The sequence below is a fragment of the Bradyrhizobium sp. genome, from assembly GCF_036009065.1.
Taxonomy (GTDB): domain Bacteria; phylum Pseudomonadota; class Alphaproteobacteria; order Rhizobiales; family Xanthobacteraceae; genus Bradyrhizobium.
On record NZ_DASYMN010000170.1, the window covers coordinates 34,459 to 50,841 of the forward strand.

Sequence of the window (16,383 nt, forward strand, 5' to 3'; positions counted from 1 at the left end):
CACGGCCCTGTGAATTGAGCATGGGCTGCCATCTGACACTGTGTACCGCTAGGGATTGCGACCCGGAGGGCGACCAATGATCCGCATCGGAGTGCTGCTGTTGTCGCTGATTGCAGCGGCGGGCGTCCGCGCCGCGCCGATCGAGAACAGCGACGGCTTCTGGAGCGAATGGAGCGAGGCGACCTTTGCCCGCGCGGCGGCCGAGAAGAAATTCGTGGTGGTTTCGCTGCAATCCTGGTGGTGCCGCTGGTGCCATGTGATGAACCGCGAAACCTGGTCCGACGCGGACGTTCGAGGCGTCCTCAAGGACAAGTTCATCCCGGTCTATGTCGATCAGGACAGCCGGCCGGACATCTCGCAGCGCTATGAGCGCTGGGGCTGGCCCGCCACCATCATCTTCGGGCCCGACGGCACCGAGATCGCCAAACTGCGCGGTTTTTACTCGCCGCAATATTTCATTCCGGTACTCACCGCCACCATTGAAGACCCCTCCCCGGTCGAATACCCCGAACCCGGCGGAGCCGAACGCGGACGCATACTGGCGACGGGACTGACCGACGCGCAGCGCGACGAAATCCTCGGCTTCATCGACAAGGCGTGGGATGACGAGCACGGCGGCTGGAGCAAATCCAAATTCTCCGATAGCGCGCTGCTGACCTGGGCGTTGCAGCGCGCGCGGCAGGGCGACCAGCAAAACGCCGCACGCATCAAAAAGGTTCTGACGCTGATGGCGGGCACCATGATCGACGACGGCGGCGCTATCAGCCAAGTCAATCTAAAACCCGACTGGTCGGAGCCGGCCCGCGAGTTTCCGATGTTCGCGCAGGAGGCCGCGCTCACCGCCTACGCGCGGGCTGCCGTGATGTTCGGCGATCCTGCCTACCGGCAGGCCGCCGACCGCATCTACGGCTTCCTTAAGGACACCATGGCCGCGCCCGGCGGCGGCTTCTACGCCTCGATGGGCCTCAGCGAAGGCGAGCCCGGCGTCGACAAGCGGCTATACGCCCGCGAGACCGCGCAGGCGGTCTCGGGCCTGCTGGCCTATTACGACGCGACCGGCGTGGTGGAAGCGCGCGAGCTCGCGAGTTCGGGTGCGCGCTGGGCGCTGGCCAACCGCGCCCTGCCCGGCGGCGGTTTCCGCCACGCCGCGCAAGACAAGGGCGGGCCTTATCTCGCCGACAATGTCGAGATGGCGAAGGCGCTGCTGGCGCTGCATCGCTCCACCGGGATGCGCGAATGGCTTAACCATGCGCGGGCCACCGCTGACTTCATCGCAAAAACCTTCATCGATCCCGCTACCGGCGGCTTTGTCGCCTCTGCCTCTCCGGACGCGCAGCAACTGACAAGACCCGTCAAGCAGCGCGAGGACAATGTCACGGCGGTGCGGATGTTCAGCCTGCTGTCGTCCTATACCGGCGATAGCCACTACCGCGAAATCGCCGAAGCCGGCATGGGTTATCTGACGTCGCCGCCGATATTGGACGCCTACGGCTTCCTGCCCGATGTGCTGCTGGCCGAGGACGAACTGCGCAACGAGCCGGTCCATGTCACCATCGTCGGGCCCAAGGACGATGCGCGCTCGGCAGCGCTGTACAAGGCGGCGCTGGCCTATCCGCTTCCCAACAAGCGCGCGGAGTGGTGGGACAAGCGCGAAGGCAAACTCGCCAACATCGATGTCGATTATCCCGATTATCCGGACGGCCCCGCGGCGTTCGCCTGCACCAGCACGTTCTGTTCGTATCCGGTGACGGAGCCCGGCGAGATCGCGGGCCAGCTCGACGGACTGAAGCGGGCGCGGAAGAAGTGACTCGTCGTCCCCGCGAAGGCGGGGACCCATACGCCGTGTCGTCTCGTTTCGGCACCGGGGCAGAGGCCTTCTGCAACAAGCAGCGCCAGGGGTTATGGGTCCCGCCTTCGCGGGGACGACTCGTAGAGAGTCACCCCTGAAACACCACAGCATCCACCACCACGCAGCCCTTGCCGGCCGAGTCCAGCAACACCGGGTTAAGATCGAGGCTCACCACCTTGGCTGCCGGATCAAGCATCAGCTCGCCGATCTTCACCGCAGCGTCGCACAGCGCGTCGACATCCATTGGCGGCTCGCCGCGCACGCCGGCGAACAGCGGCGCGATCCGCAATCTGCCAAGCGCGGCCTTCGCATCGTCTTTCGAAAACGGCGGCAGCAACAGCGTGGTGTCGCGGAAAATCTCGACATATTTGCCGCCGTCGCCGACCGCGACCACCGGCCCGAACACCGGATCGCGGTGTGCGCCGATCATGATCTCGCGCCGCCCGCCCACCATTGCCGCAATGATGACGCCGTCGAAGCGCGCGCCGTGCTGGCGGATGACGCCTTCCATCTGCGCATAGATTTCGCCGGCCTCCTCGCGCGTCCTGACGCCGAGCCTGACGAGGCCAAGCTCCGACTTCTGCGCAATGTCGGCCGAGCAGCCCTTCACCACCACCGGCCCGCCGATCGATTCAAACGCCGCCCCCGCTTCCGCGCGCGACCGGCACAGCCGATACGGCACCACCGGAATGCCCCCCGCGGCGAGCAGCGCCAGGCTGTCGGCTTCGTTGAGCATGGTGGTGGCCGCCGACGCGTCCGCCGGCGCGCCCGCGGCGCCGCGCGCGGCCTTGCGTGCAAGCGTGCGCGCCATCAATTCGCGATGCGCGAGGAACTGGTGCAGCGCGGTGACCGCCTCGGTTTCGGTCGGAAAAACCGTGCAGCCTTCCGCGGAAAACTGATCGGCAACGCTGCGCTGCGTCGCCGCGACCACCAGCGGCTTGCCGGTTTGCCTGCCGAACGCCGCGGCATCGCGCGCGAAGGCTTCGACATCGTAACCGGGGCCGGCCACGGGCACGCCGATCAGGAACGCGTCGGCCGCCGGGTCTTCCGCGATCACCGGCAGGATGTCACCGAACAGCCAGCTGTTGGAGAGCAATGCCGCGGTGAGATCGATCGGGTTGGTGGTGGTGGCAAAGCTCGGCAGGATGCCCTTGAGTTTCCTGTCGGTCTCATCCGCCAGCCTGGCCATCGGCATGCCCACGGCGGTGGCGGCATCCGCCGTCATCACGCAGACCGCGCCGGAATTGCTGATGGCGACGAGGCGCCGCCCTTTCGGCTTCCAGCCCTTCAGATAAAGCTCGGTGGCCTCGACCAGGCCGCGCATGTCAGGCGCGCGCCAGATACCGTGATGCTCGAAAAATGCGTCGACCACGCGGTCTTCATTAGCGAGCGCGCCGGTATGCGATTGCGCGGCCTGGCGGCCGGCTTCGGAGCGGCCGGATTTTAAGGCGATGATGGGTAAATCGCGGTCGAGCGCGACAGCAGCGAGTTCCTCGAGATATTTCTTTTCGGGGATGCTCTCCAGATACAGCAGCAGCAGTTTTACCTCCGGGTCCTCGGCCACTGCCACCGCGAGCTCGCCGACGGTGATGTCGGCGTCATTGCCGGTGGCGTGGGTGTGCCGCACACCGATGCCGCGCTGGCGCAGAAACCCGACCGGCACCGTCGAGAGCGCGCCGCTCTGGCTCAGCATCGCGACGTGGCCCTCGACGCGGTCCATGTCCATGAACATGGTGGAAAAGCTGGCGATGGCGCCAGTGCCGAAATTGGCCAGCCCCTGCGAATTCGGCCCGACGATGCGCATGCCGGTCTTGTGCGCGGCTTCCACCATGCGGCGTTCCTTCGCCTTGCCCGCGACCGCGTCGACCTCGCCGAAACCCGATGCCATCACCACCGCGATCTTGACGCCATGCGCCGCGCAATCTTCCACCGCGCCGATCGCGTTGTCGCCGGCCACCGCGACGATCACCATTTCGGGCGCTTCCGGCAGATCGGCGAGCCTCGGATAGCACTTGTGTCCCTGCACTTCCGAGCGCGACGGATTGATCGGGAAAATTTTGCCCGCAAAGCCGAACTTGTCGAGGTAGTGCACCGGCCGGCCGCCGACCTTGTTGGGGTTCTCCGAGGCGCCGATCACGGCGACGGATTTCGGGTCTAGGGCGGCTCGCAGACGACTCATGATTTGGTCCTTGTGAAATAGGGAACGAGACGATCGGTGAAGCGCTGGTAGCGCGCGGTGACCCGGTCGCCGATTTTGAGGTCGTTGTCGCCGTGCGCCATCATGCGAAAGCCTTCGGCGGTATCGACCAGAATGATGTTGTAGGGTACGTGCGCGCGCGCTTCCGGCGTCGCGGCGCGGACCACCAGCGAGGTGGCGTAGACGGTGCCCTGCCCGCTGGCGCGTTTGTCTTGCGGGTCCGGCGTGCCGCAGGCGGCGCAAAAACTGCGGCGGAAATATTGCGTGGCGCCGCAAGCCGCGCAGGACTGGTAGACGATGGCGTGTTCGCCCTTGGTCCAATCCGCGACGTGCTCTGCCTCGCCGCTCATCGCACCCGCTCCAGGAACATGCTGACATGCGACGACAACACGCCGCCGTCGCCATGCAGCAGCGCGATCGATGCATCGCGCACCTGGCGATTGCCGGCGCGGCCTGTCATCTGCAGCTGCGTTTCCACCAGATGCGCCATCGCGCCGCCAACGCCGCAATGGCCGTAACTCAACAGCCCTCCGTGGGTGTTGAGGGGCATCGCGCCGGCGCGGCTGAAATGGCCTGATCGAACCCGCGCCGCCGCCTCGCCGCGGCCGGCAAGGCCGAGTTCTTCCAGCAGCATGGCGAGCGTAATCGTAAAACTGTCGTAAATGCCGGCGTATCGCACATCGCCGATCCCGAGGCCGGAAGCGGCCCTGGCACGCTTGAGCGATATCGCCGCGCCCATCGCATCGAAATGCGGGATCGTGGTCACATACTGGTGGGTATGCGCCTGCGCGCAGCCGCGCACACGCACGCCGGTCTCGCCGGTACGATCGCGGCTGACCACGAACGCAGCACCGCCATCGGACACCGGACAGCAATCCAGCAGTTTTAATGGCAGCGCCACCGGTTTGGAATTCATCACGCCGGCGACCGTAATCCTGTCGCGGAATTGCGCGCCGGGATGATCGGCCGCGTGCTCGCGCATCAACACCGCGAATTCCGCGAGGTCTTCTTGGCGGAGGCCGTATTCATGCATGTAGCGCGAGGCAACCAGCCCATAATACGCCGGAATGGTCGGTCCCAACGGCATCTCATATTCGGGATGGCCGACCTGCGCCAGCGCCTGGATCGCGGCATCGCGGCTTTGTCCGGTGAGACGGTTTTCGCCCGATACCACCAGCACGTGCTTTGCGAGGTCCGCTTCCACGATGGTGTGCGCCAGCATGGTCATGGCCAGACCGGTGGCGCCGCCGACCTGCACAGCGTGCGCGTAAGCAGGCTTGATGCCAAAATGCTCGGCGAACACCGTGGCCAGCATGATGTGCGGCTGCACGGTGGAATAGCCGCAGAGAACGCCGTCGATCTCGGCGCGTTTCAGCCCGGCGTCGGCGATGGCGAGTTCCGCCGCCCTGCTCATCAGGTCTAGCGTGGAAGCGCCCTCATGCCTTCCAAATGACGTGAGACCGACGCCGGTGATGAAACTCATGTGGGTGACATCCGCGAACGCACCGGCAGCGCGCTCCCTCTCCCATGGGGAGAGGGTTGGGGTGAGGGGGTACGACCTATCGTTCGTCCGTAACCCCTCACCCGGATCGCATCTGACGATGCGATCCGACCTGTCCCTGCGGGAGAGGTGGAGTCCGGCAGTCCGTCATTGCGAGGAGCACTTGCGACGAAGCAATCCCCCCACCCTAACCCTCCCCCGCGAGCGGGGGAGGGAAGGGAGGGGGTTCTGGATTGCTTCGCTGCGCTCGCAATGACCCTGGTCATCAATACGACTTCGGCAGGCCGAGCACTTTCTCGGCAATAAAGCTCAGGATCAGCTGCGGGCTGATCGGCGCGATGCGCGGGATCAGGGCTTCGCGCAAGTAACGCTCGACGTGATATTCCTTGGCGTAGCCGAAGCCGCCATGAGTCATCACCGCCTGCTCGCAAGCCTGGAAACCCGCTTCGCCCGCAAGGTATTTTGCGGCATTGGCCGCGGGCCCACAGGGCAGGCCCTGGTCGTATTGCCAGCCTGCGGACAGCGTCATCAGCCACGCCGCTTCCAGCTCCATCCAGTTTTTTGCCAGCGGATGCTGGATCGCCTGGTTCTTTCCAATCGGGCGATTGAATACGATGCGGGTCTTGGCATAAGCGGCGGCGCGGGACAGCGCCAGCTCGCCGAGGCCTACCGCTTCCGCCGCGATCAGAATCCGCTCCGGATTCATGCCATGCAAGATATATTCGAAACCGCGGCCCTCTTCGCCGATGCGGTCCTCGACGGGAATCTCGAAATCCGCGATGAACAGCTCGTTGGAATCTACCGCCTTGCGGCCCATCTTCTCGATCTCGTGCACGGCGATGCGCTTGCGATCGAAATCCGTGTAAAACAGGCTGAGGCCGCGGGTCGGGCTCTTCACGTCCTCCAGCGGCGTGGTGCGTGCCAGCAGCAAGATCTTTTCCGCCACTTGCGCGGTGGAAATCCACACCTTCTGACCGTTGACGATGTATTTGTCGCCGCTGCGCATCGCGCGCGTCTTCAGTTGCGTGGTATTGAGCCCGGTGTTGGGCTCGGTGACGGCGAAGCAGGATTTTTCCGCACCCGACACGATCGGCGGCAACATGCGCTGGCATTGTTCGGGGGTGCCGAACACCACGACCGGGTTCAATCCGAACACGTTCATATGCACGGCAGACGCACCGGACATCCCTGCGCCGGATTCCGAAATCGTCCGCATCATGATCGCGGCATCGGTGATCCCGAGACCCGAACCGCCATACTCCTCCGGAATACAGATGCCGAGCCAGCCGCCGTCGGCCAGCGCCCTGTGGAAGTCGGCGGGATAACCGCCTTCCTTGTCTTTCTTCAGCCAGTAAGCGTCGTCGAAGCGGGAGCAGATTTTTGCCACCGCGTCGCGGACCTGTTCCTGGTTGGCCGTGAGCGCGAAATCCATCGTTCAGCTCCGCGCCGCGATCTTTGTGACGCCGTCGCGCACCATCGCTGCGATCTCGTCCGGCGAGAAACCGGCCTCGCGCAACACCTCTTCGCTTTGCTCGCCGAGTTTTGGTGCCAGGCGCACTGGCTCCGCCGTTGTTTCCGAGAAACTTGCGGAAACCTTCATGCTGCGGATCGCGCCTTCGCTGGGATGCGTTACGACGGGAAAGAAATCGGTCGCAACGAGATGCGGATCCCGCAAGATGCTCTCGAGATCGTGCATGGGCATCACCGGTACATCGGCCTTGGTCAGCAGATCGGACCACTCCGCGGTGGTGCGCGTCTCGAAGATGCGCGCAAGCTCCGCATACACGAAGTCGATATTGACCGCGCGCCCGGCAAAGGTCGCGAATTTCGGATCGCGGCGCAAATCATCCCGTCCCGTTGCCTTGAAGAAATTTTCCCACTGCTTGTCGTTATAGACGATCACGCTAATAAAACCGTCGGAGGTTTTGTAGGGCCGCCGGTCGCGCGACAGGTGCCGCGCATAGCCGCCTTTGTCGAGCGGCGGCTCGTAAGTGAGCCCGCCCATGTGGTCGCCCATGACAAAACCGGCCATGGTTTCGAACATCGGAATATCGACGCGCTGGCCGCGCCCGGTGCGGTCGCGATGCACCAGGCTTGCGCAGATCGCGCCCACGGCGGTGAGGCCGACGATGCGATCGACCAGCGCGTTGGGAACGTAGCGCGGAATGCCGTCGCCGGTCTGCGCCATCAGCGCGGGCAGCGCGGTGGCGCCCTGGATCAAATCGTCATAAGCGGGCTTTGCGGCATAAGGGCCATCCTGGCCGAAGCCGAATACGCCGGCATAGATCAGCCGCGGGTTCACCTTTGCGACCACGTCGTAGCCGAGCCGCAAGCGCTCCATCGCCTGCGGACGAACGTTGTAGACGAGCACGTCTGCCGATGCGATCAGGCGCAGCAGCGCGTCGCGACCGGCGTCTTTCTTCAGATCAAGGCAGATGCTGCGCTTGCTGCGGTTGGTGTTGAGGAACACCGGCCCCATGCCGGGATGCCGGGTCGGGCCGATCTGCCGCGTGACGTCGCCATCCAGCGTCTCGATCTTGATGACGTCGGCGCCGTAGTCGCCGAGCATCTGGGTGGCGTACGGCCCCATCAGCACCGTGGTCAGGTCAATGATCTTGACGCCCTGCAGGGGTCCCATGGTGTCGTTCGCTCCGGCGCGGCGCTGTGATCCCAGCCGTTTTCGCAAGGCCTAGTAACGGCATGGGAACGGGGAGATCAAGGGCCGGGATTTGGCTGGGCAAAGTCGCCGGGCGCGAACGCGCCCGGTGGCGTGCCCGCCATTACCCCATACGATGCTCAATGGTGGGCACGGCGCGAAGTCGCGCCTTTGCCGACCCTACGGTTTCCCCATCATCTTGCGCAACTCGGTCTTCAGCACCTTGCCGTAATTGTTCTTCGGCAGCGCGTCGAGATAGACATAGCGCTTCGGCCGCTTGAAGCGTGCGATCGAGTTCAGGCAATGCGCGTCCAGCGTCTGGTCGTCGGCGGCGGCGCCCGGCTCCAGCACCACGCAGGCGACCACGATCTCGCCCCAGTCCGCATCGGGCGCGCCGATTGCGGACACTTCCCGCACATCCGCATGCGTCAGCAGCGCCTCCTCGACCTCGCGCGGATAGATGTTGGTGCCGCCGGAAATGATCACGTCCTTGGAACGGTCCGACAGCGTGAGAAAGCCGTCCTCGTCCAGCTGCCCGACGTCGCCGGTGCGCAGCCAGCCATCCTTCAATGTTTCCGCATTGGCCTTCGGGTTGTTCCAGTAGCCCAGCATCACCGCGGCGCCCTTGGCCTCGATCTCGCCGGTTTCGCCTGGCGGCAACGGCTTGCCGTCGGCGTCAGTAATGCGAACCTGCATCACGCTCTGCGCGGGTCCCGCCGATGCCAGCCGTTCGAGATAGCGCGGATGCTCCGTATCGGTGTGCCAGTGCCGGCCCAGCGAGGTGATGCACATCGGCGATTCACCCTGGCCGTAGATCTGCACAAAACGCTGGCCCATGGTAGCGATGGCGTCGCTGATATCGGCGAGATACATCGGGCCGCCGCCATAGATGATGGTGCGCAGCCCCTCGCCGTTCTCGCCACGGCGTTTGGCGGCATCAACCAACCGCCGCACCATGGTGGGCGCGGCGAACATCACGACATTGCCGAGCTGTCGGCCGATATTGAGCACCTCGTCCGGGTCGAAGCCGCCGGATTCGGGGATGACGTGGCGTCCGCCCATCCGGACGTGAGGAAGGTGATAGAGACCGGCGCCGTGTGAGATCGGCGCGGCATACAGCGAGACATCGTCAGGCGTCGCCGCGTCGACATCGGCGAGGTAGCACAACGTCGCCGCCACCAGATTGCCGTGGCTCAGCATCACGCCTTTTGGCCGGCCGGTGGTGCCGGAGGTGTAGAACAGCCAGGCCAGATCATTCACTTCGCGCGACAGCGGCGATGGCGTGCCCTCCCCTGCGCGCATGCTGCGATAAGCGGCGCTGTCCATCGACAGCGTCTTCATCGACGCCGGCAGCTCGGATGTGGTTTCCGCCAAAGCCTCGATCGTGTCGTCGGAAACGAATGTCAGCTTCGCGCCGGCGTCAGAGCAGATCCACGCCGCCTCGCGTCCGTGCAGCTTGGCGTTGATCGGAATCGCGGCAGCACCAATCCACCAGATGCCATAGAGGCACTCGAAGTATTGCGTGCAGTTGGATGCGAACAGTCCGATGCGGTCGCCGGGCTGGATGCCGTAGTCGAGTCGAAGCGCAGCGCCGATCGCGGCGGCGCGCCGCGCGAACGTTTCGTAGTCCGCTTCAAGATCGAAGCTACGGAGCAGCGCCGGTGACCGTGGGTGCAACCGGGCGGTCGCCGCCAGCCATTCGGCAACGTTCATCGCTTACTTCGCCGGCTCCAGCAGCGAAACATAATTCGCGACCGCCGCCCCGCCCATATTGAAGATGCCGCCGAGTTTTGCGTCTTTGATCTGCATGCCCTCGGGCGCCTGCCCGAGCAGCTGCATCGCGCTGAGCACGTGCATGGAGACGCCGGTGGCGCCAATGGGGTGGCCTTTTGCCTTCAGGCCGCCGGACGGATTGATCGGCAGCTTGCCGTCCTTCTGCGTCCAGCCTTCCTTGATGGCGCGGGCGCCCTGTCCCTTCGGCGTCAGACCCATCGCCTCGTATTCGATCAATTCGGCGACGGTAAAACAATCGTGGGTTTCGACGAAGGACAGGTCGGACAGCGTCACGCCTGCCTTCTGCAGTGCGCGCTGCCAGGCCACGGTGCAGCCTTCGAACTGCAGGATGTCGCGCTTCGACATCGGCAAGAAGTCCTGCGCATGCGCGGTGGCCTTGATGTTGACGGCCTTGCCCATGGTCTTGGCAGTTTCCGAATCCGTCAGCACCAGCGCCGCGGCGCCATCCGACACCAGCGAGCAATCGGTGCGCTTCAGGGGACGAGCCACGAACGGGTTCTTCTCGCTTTCCGAGCGGCAGAAGTCGTAGCCAAAATCCTTGCGCATCTGCGCGTAAGGGTTAGCGACGCCGTTCTTGTGGTTTTTCGCGGCGATCATCGCCAGCGCATCGGACTGGTCGCCGTATTTCTGGAAATAGGCCTGCGCGATCTTACCGAACACGCCGGCAAATCCGCCGGGGGTGTCGCCGTCCTCCGGCAGATACGAGGCGCGCAGCAAATTGCGGCCGATCTCGGGGCCCGGCGTGCGCGTCATCTGCTCGACGCCAACCACCAGCACGATCTTTGCGGCGCCCGCCTCGATCGCGCGAACACCCTGATGCACCGCCGCCGATCCGGTGGCGCAGGCATTCTCGACCCGCGTGGCCGGCTTGAAGCGCAATTGCGGATCGGCCTGCAGTACCAGCGAGGCGGTAAAATCCTGCGGCGAGAAGCCGGCGTTGAAATGTCCGAGCACGATTTCGTCGACATCGGCAGCCGAGATGCCGGCATCGGCGAGCGCTTCATTCGCGACCTTGACCACGAGGCTCTCGACGGTCTCGGTGTCGAATTTCCCAAACGGCGTGTGCGCCCATCCGACGATGCTGGCTGTCATGGTGGTTCTCCCTGTCTCACCTGCGTCATTGCCGGGCTTGACCCGGCAATCCATCCTCTTCGCAAGACTCTTGTGAAGATAGATGGATGCGCGGGTCAAGCCCGCGCATGACGAGCTAGTTTACGAACTTTCCGCCGAGTTCATCCTCTATATGGATACGAATGATATCATCGAAAGTCTTCTCGGCGGTGGTAAAGCCGAGTTTTCGGGCGCGGCTGGCGTCGAAATTCCGTGGCCAGCCATCGACAATCCCCGTGATGAATGCATCCGGCTCGCGTTTGATCCGCGCCGCCACCTTGTCGCCGGCCACCCGCTTCAATGCGGCGATCTGCTCGCCGACCGTCGCCGACAGGCCGGGCATGGTGAGGTTGCGGCGCGGGCCGGCCGCGGCGGTGTCCATCGTGCCGGCGTGAATCAAAAAGCCGACCGCCGAGCGCGGCGAGGCATGCCAGTGGCGGACGTCCTCCGATACCGGCAGCACCGCTTCCTTGCCGGCAAGCGGCTCACGCAAAATGTTGGAGAAGAATCCGGACGCCGCCTTGTTGGGCAGGCCGGGGCGGATGCAGATGGTGGGCAGCCGGATGCCGATGCCGTCCATGAAGCCGCGGCGCGAATAATCGGCGAGCAGCAGTTCGCCGATCGCCTTTTGCGTACCGTAGCTCAGCAGCGGCGTGTGGAAGAACTCATCGCCGATGGCGTCGGGGAATGGCGCGCCGAACACCGCGATCGACGAGGTGAATACCACGCGCGGCTTGTAGCCGCCGCCGATCAGCCTTACGGCGTCGAGCAGCATCCGGGTGCCGTCGAGATTGATGCGATAGCCCTTGTCGAAATCGAGCTCGGCCTCGCCGGAGACAATGGCGGCAAGATGAAAGATCACGTCGGGGCGATCGGCGACCAGTTTTTCCGCAAATCCCGGCACCGCGAAATCGCCGGCGATCGTGTTGACCGGAAATCCGGCATTGGCGGGCTTGGCCGGCTCCACCACGTCCTGCAGCGTCATCCGCGTGATGTCGGTTTTTCCGAGCCGGCCGTCGCGCAGCAGGCGTTCGGTGAGTTTGCGGCCGACCATGCCTGCCGCGCCGAGAATGAGGATGTGCAAGAGAAGACTCCTGTTTGAATTTTAAACACCGTCATCCTGAGGAGCCGCGCACTTGCGCCGCGTCTCGAAGGATCGGCAACGGGACTCGTGGCCATCCTTCGAGACGCCCGCTACGCGGGCTCCTCAGGATGACGGTTAAGGGTTACTCCTTCACCGCGCCGGTCATCGCCGACACGTAGTGCTCGACAAAGAACGCGTAGAGGATGACCAGCGGCAGCGAGCCAGCCAGCGCACCGGCCATCAGCGAGCCCCAGCGATAGATGTCGCCGTCGACGAACTCGTTGACGATCGCCACCGGCACGGTCTTGTTGCTGGTCGATTGCAGGAAGGTGAGGGCGTAGATGAATTCGTTCCAGCACAGCGTGAAGCAGAAGATGAATGCCGAGATCAATCCCGGAATTGCCAGCGGCAGCACGATCTTGGTCAGTATCTGCCAGCGGCTCGCGCCGTCGATCAGCGCGCATTCCTCCAGCTCGAACGGAATGGTCTTGAAATAGCCCATCAGCAGCCAGGTCGAGAACGGGATCAGGATGGTCGGATAGGTCAGGATCAGCGCCATCGGCGAGTCGAACAGGCCGTACTGGAACACAACGGTCGCGAGCGGAATGAACAGGATCGACGGCGGCACCAGATAGGACAGGAAGATCAACCCGCCGACCCATTGTGCGCCGCGATAGCGCAGGCGGACGATCGCATAAGCCGCGAGCACGGAGGCGACGATCGACAGCACGGTGGCGCAGACCGCCACATACATCGTGTTCCACAGCCACCATGGATAATAGCTCTCGAACAGCAGCTTGTGGATGTGCTTGAAGGTCGGATTCCAGGTCCAGAATGGGTTGAACTTGTCGAGATCGAGCAGTTGCTCGTCCGGCTTGATCGCCGTCAGCCCCATCCAGTAGAACGGAAACAGCAGCACGAACACGATGATCGCCAGCGGCAGATACAGCGTGACCATCCGGCGCGGCACCGACTGCAGGTAGCTCATGCCCTCGCTGTGGTCGTCCATCGCCACGGTCCGTGCCGGGCCGGACAGCACCGCCTTAAGGTCGATTTTGGGAGCGGGAACGTCAGTCATGATGCGACCCTCTCGTGTCCCGGGCGCAGCGCAGCGCGTAGCCCTTGCGAAGCGGTGCGCTGCAGAACCGGGACCCCGGTTTTACGAGCGCGCAAGTAGCTGGGTCCCGGCTCTGCGCAGCGGGATGAAGAATGCCGCACCCCGTCCGGGACACGATGGAGAGCGACAACTCAATCATTGTTCTCTCCCTGTTGCCATTTGCGGCGCTGCAGGCCGAACCAGGACACCATGATCGCGGCGAGCAGGAACGGGATCATCGCGCTGGAGATGGCCGCGCCCTCCCCTAACTGCCCGGCGATGATCGCGCGCTGGTACGACAGCGTCGCCATAAGATGGGTGGCGTTCACCGGGCCGCCGCGAGTCATCGCCCAGATCAGTTGGAAGTCGGTGAAGGTGAACAGCACCGAGAACGTCATCACGACAGCGATGATCGGGGTCAGCAGCGGATAGGTGATGAAGCGGAACATCTCCCACTTGCTGGCGCCGTCCAGCGTCGCCGCCTCGTACAGCGAGGGCTGAACGGTCTGCAGGCCGGCGAGCAGCGTGATCGCCACGAACGGCACGCCGCGCCAAATATTGGCGAAGATCACGCATGCACGCGCCCATTCGACATCGCCGAGGAAGTTTATATTCTGGGTGATCAAGCCGAGCTGCTTGAGCGACCACGAGATGATCGAGAATTGCGAGTCGAAGATCCACCAGAACGCCAGCGCCGACAGCACGGTCGGCACGATGAAGGGGATCAGCACCAGCGCCCGCAGCATCGCCTTGAACGGCATGTTCTCGTTCAAGAGCAGCGCCAGATACAGCCCGATCGCGAATTTGATCGCGCTCGCTATGAAGGTGTACAAAAGTGTATTGAACACCGAGAGCCAGAAGATGGTATCGCCCCACAGCCACTCGTAATTCTCTACTCCGATGAATTCACCGGCCCTTCCGATCTTGGCGTCGGTGAACGAGATCCACACGCCCAGGCCCAGCGGATAGGCGAGGAAAAATATCAGGAACGCCATCGCCGGCAGCATGAACCAAAAGCCAAGCCAGTTGCGGTTGGTCCTGACCTGGTCCCACGTCGTCGCCTCGCGGATCGGCGCCCTGGCGGCTCTGGGTTCGAGTGCGATGTCAGCCATTGGCGGAATCCCGTACTATCGGCGCAGACTTGGGAAAATGATGGAGAGGGCCGCAATCCTGCGCGGCCCGCTCCAGTGTCATCAACGATAGATACGCTTCAACTGGCGTTCCGTCACCGCGATTGCACCCTTGGCGTCGTCACGTCCGCTGCAGTAGTTCGCAAACATGTCGACGATGAGGAAGTCGGCGATTGCAGTGGCCGCCTTCTCGCCGGGCGTACCGATGCCCGATGCGGGAAGCGCGCGCTTGCTGGCCTGGCTGAAAACCTGGTTCTTCGGGTCAGCAGTCCACACTGGCGAAGCGTCATAGGCATTGAGCGTGTGCGTGAGATACCCGCGCGCGCCCGACAGCCACTTGTCGAAGTTTTCCTTCTCCAGCATGAAGGCGATGAAGGCCTTTGCCGCGTTTGGATATTTGGTGAAGTTGAACGCAAGGATCGGAACCGCGAGCTGCAGTTCGGTCGGCTTGCCGACCGGACCGACCGGCCACAGCGCGTGGTAGGTGTCGTCCGCGAGCTCTTTCTTGCTCGCATCGTCCTTGGCGGCAACATAGATCGAGATGCCGTTGGCGGTGCAATGCAGTTCGCCCGCGAGGTACGCCTTGTTGTTGGACGAGTCGTTCCAGGACGCGACGCCGGGAATGAAGGTGTCCGACAGCGCCTTGGCGTATTCCAGCGCCTTGACGGTCTCCGGCGAGTTGATAATGACTTTGTTGTCCTTGTCGACCGTGTAGGCGCCATGGCCCCACAGGATCCAGTGCAGCCACGCATTGGCGTCACCAGTGGCGTGACCGAGTGGGTAGCCGGCCGGCGTATTGTTCGCCTTCAACGCTTTGCACATGGCAAGGAAGCCAGGGAAATCCGTCGGGAATTCCTTGAAGCCGGCCTTTTCCATCGACGACTTGCGGTAGGTCATGTAGCCGCCGATGGTCGCGACGGGAATGCCGAGCCAGTCGTTGCCCTGCTTGCAGGTCTTTTCCGCGGCGTCAGTCCAGCCGCCATACTTCTTGCCGAGATAGTCGGCGACGTCGTTCATCTTCAGCACTTTGGTCGGGAACAGCTGCGGCAGGGTATGCAGACCCCAGGCCAGATCGAGTCCCGATCCGGTGTTCGCCGCGACCGAGGCCTTCGGCTGCACGTCTTCGAAGGATTCCGAGAACACGTTCATCTCGGTGCCGGTCGCCGTCTTGAACGCCGCGACCATGGCGTTGAACGCATCGTCCTCGGCCGGCACGAAACGCTTCCAGCGCATCACGGTGAGCTTGGCGCCCTTTTCCGCTTTCCATGGCGAGGCCTGCGCCCAGGCCTTGGCGAATTCGAGCAAAGCCGGCCCGGTCAGCGCGCCGGCCGCAGCAAGTGCGGTGCCGCCTTTAATTACGGAGCGGCGTGTAAAATCATGCATCGTGGTTCTCCCTTAAGGTTTTTTGGTTGTTCAGGCGTTGAGCCGCTTACCCGTGGTCTCATCGAACAGATGGACGAGCGCGGGATCTGGTTTAAGCCGGACCTTGTCGCCCGGATTGAATTGATGGCGTTCGCGGAATACCGCGACCACCTGCTGGCCGCCGAGCTTGGCGAAAACCTGGGTTTCCGACCCCGTAGGTTCCACCACCACGATCTCGGCTTCTGCGCCGTCGTCGGCGATGGTGAAATGCTCGGGCCGGACACCGTAGACCGCCGGCCGGCCGTCGGAATCGGGCGGCGCACTCGCGAGAGGCAGCTTCACGCCGTTCGGTCCCTCGAAGCTGGCGCTGCCATTCACCTTCACCTTGCCGTGCAGGAAATTCATCGCGGGCGAGCCGATAAAACCGGCGACGAACTGGTTGTCGGGCCGGTCGTAGAGTTCAAGCGGCGTGCCGATCTGCTCGACGATGCCGTCATGCATCACCACGATCTTGTCGGCCATGGTCATGGCCTCGATCTGGTCGTGGGTGACGTAGACCGTGGTGGTCTTCAGCCGCTGGTGCAGTTCCTTGATCTCGGTGCGC

General features: G+C 63.7%; 13 protein-coding genes. 1 reads left to right on the forward strand and 12 read right to left on the reverse strand.

Translation table 11 applies throughout. The features are described from left to right. Positions 1–76 precede the first annotated feature (76 nt). Positions 77–1,807, forward strand: a complete 1,731-nt coding sequence (locus VGP39_RS10300; protein ID WP_327567998.1) for a DUF255 domain-containing protein — start codon at positions 77–79, stop codon at positions 1,805–1,807. Between the two features lie 130 nt (positions 1,808–1,937). Here VGP39_RS10300 and VGP39_RS10305 read toward each other — a convergent pair whose 3' ends face one another. From VGP39_RS10305 to VGP39_RS10360, 12 genes are all read right to left on the reverse strand, one after another. After that, a complete protein-coding gene (locus tag VGP39_RS10305) occupies positions 1,938–4,028 on the reverse strand; it encodes an acetate--CoA ligase family protein (protein WP_327567999.1) in 2,091 nt (696 codons plus the stop codon). Further along, positions 4,025–4,396: a Zn-ribbon domain-containing OB-fold protein gene (locus VGP39_RS10310; protein ID WP_327568000.1), complete on the reverse strand. Its 372-nt coding sequence runs from the start codon at positions 4,394–4,396 to the stop codon at positions 4,025–4,027. The genes VGP39_RS10305 and VGP39_RS10310 overlap by 4 nt, the downstream gene beginning before the upstream one ends. Then, positions 4,393–5,529, reverse strand: a complete 1,137-nt coding sequence (locus VGP39_RS10315; protein WP_327568001.1) for a thiolase family protein — start codon at positions 5,527–5,529, stop codon at positions 4,393–4,395. The genes VGP39_RS10310 and VGP39_RS10315 overlap by 4 nt, the downstream gene beginning before the upstream one ends. A 283-nt stretch (positions 5,530–5,812) precedes the next feature. Next, on the reverse strand, positions 5,813–6,979 hold the full coding sequence (locus VGP39_RS10320) for an acyl-CoA dehydrogenase family protein (protein WP_327568002.1): 1,167 nt from the start codon (positions 6,977–6,979) through the stop codon (positions 5,813–5,815). Positions 6,980–6,982: 3 nt separating this feature from the next. Next, entirely contained in the window at positions 6,983–8,185 is a 1,203-nt protein-coding gene (locus VGP39_RS10325; RefSeq protein ID WP_327568003.1) for a CoA transferase, read from the reverse strand. Between the two features lie 198 nt (positions 8,186–8,383). Next, positions 8,384–9,916: an AMP-binding protein gene (locus VGP39_RS10330; protein WP_327568004.1), complete on the reverse strand. Its 1,533-nt coding sequence runs from the start codon at positions 9,914–9,916 to the stop codon at positions 8,384–8,386. Positions 9,917–9,919: 3 nt separating this feature from the next. Continuing rightward, a complete protein-coding gene (locus VGP39_RS10335) occupies positions 9,920–11,089 on the reverse strand; it encodes an acetyl-CoA acetyltransferase (protein ID WP_327568005.1) in 1,170 nt (389 codons plus the stop codon). 115 nt (positions 11,090–11,204) lie between these two features. Then, complete coding sequence (denD, locus tag VGP39_RS10340) at positions 11,205–12,191, reverse strand: D-erythronate dehydrogenase (RefSeq protein ID WP_327568006.1); 987 nt, start codon at positions 12,189–12,191, stop codon at positions 11,205–11,207. A gap of 142 nt (positions 12,192–12,333) precedes the next feature. Then, positions 12,334–13,269, reverse strand: a complete 936-nt coding sequence (locus VGP39_RS10345; RefSeq protein ID WP_327568007.1) for a carbohydrate ABC transporter permease — start codon at positions 13,267–13,269, stop codon at positions 12,334–12,336. Positions 13,270–13,439: 170 nt separating this feature from the next. Then, positions 13,440–14,399: a sugar ABC transporter permease gene (locus tag VGP39_RS10350; protein ID WP_327568008.1), complete on the reverse strand. Its 960-nt coding sequence runs from the start codon at positions 14,397–14,399 to the stop codon at positions 13,440–13,442. An 81-nt stretch (positions 14,400–14,480) separates the two neighbouring features. After that, positions 14,481–15,800, reverse strand: coding sequence for an ABC transporter substrate-binding protein (locus tag VGP39_RS10355; protein ID WP_327568009.1), 1,320 nt, complete (start codon positions 15,798–15,800; stop codon positions 14,481–14,483). Between the two features lie 30 nt (positions 15,801–15,830). After that, the coding region (locus VGP39_RS10360) for an ABC transporter ATP-binding protein (RefSeq protein ID WP_327568010.1) at positions 15,831–16,383 on the reverse strand (553 nt) is incomplete at its 5' end.

Bases quoted from the DNA above. Each gene is read 5' to 3' on its own strand.
- VGP39_RS10300 (WP_327567998.1), top strand. From the start codon at position 77: ATGATCCGCATCGGAGTGCTGCTGTTGTCGCTGATTGCAGCGGCGGGC.
- VGP39_RS10305 (WP_327567999.1), bottom strand. From the start codon at position 4,028: ATGAGTCGTCTGCGAGCCGCCCTAGACCCGAAATCCGTCGCCGTGATC.
- VGP39_RS10310 (WP_327568000.1), bottom strand. From the start codon at position 4,396: ATGAGCGGCGAGGCAGAGCACGTCGCGGATTGGACCAAGGGCGAACAC.
- VGP39_RS10315 (WP_327568001.1), bottom strand. From the start codon at position 5,529: ATGAGTTTCATCACCGGCGTCGGTCTCACGTCATTTGGAAGGCATGAG.
- VGP39_RS10320 (WP_327568002.1), bottom strand. From the start codon at position 6,979: ATGGATTTCGCGCTCACGGCCAACCAGGAACAGGTCCGCGACGCGGTG.
- VGP39_RS10325 (WP_327568003.1), bottom strand. From the start codon at position 8,185: ATGGGACCCCTGCAGGGCGTCAAGATCATTGACCTGACCACGGTGCTG.
- VGP39_RS10330 (WP_327568004.1), bottom strand. From the start codon at position 9,916: ATGAACGTTGCCGAATGGCTGGCGGCGACCGCCCGGTTGCACCCACGG.
- VGP39_RS10335 (WP_327568005.1), bottom strand. From the start codon at position 11,089: ATGACAGCCAGCATCGTCGGATGGGCGCACACGCCGTTTGGGAAATTC.
- VGP39_RS10345 (WP_327568007.1), bottom strand. From the start codon at position 13,269: ATGACTGACGTTCCCGCTCCCAAAATCGACCTTAAGGCGGTGCTGTCC.
- VGP39_RS10350 (WP_327568008.1), bottom strand. From the start codon at position 14,399: ATGGCTGACATCGCACTCGAACCCAGAGCCGCCAGGGCGCCGATCCGC.
- VGP39_RS10355 (WP_327568009.1), bottom strand. From the start codon at position 15,800: ATGCATGATTTTACACGCCGCTCCGTAATTAAAGGCGGCACCGCACTT.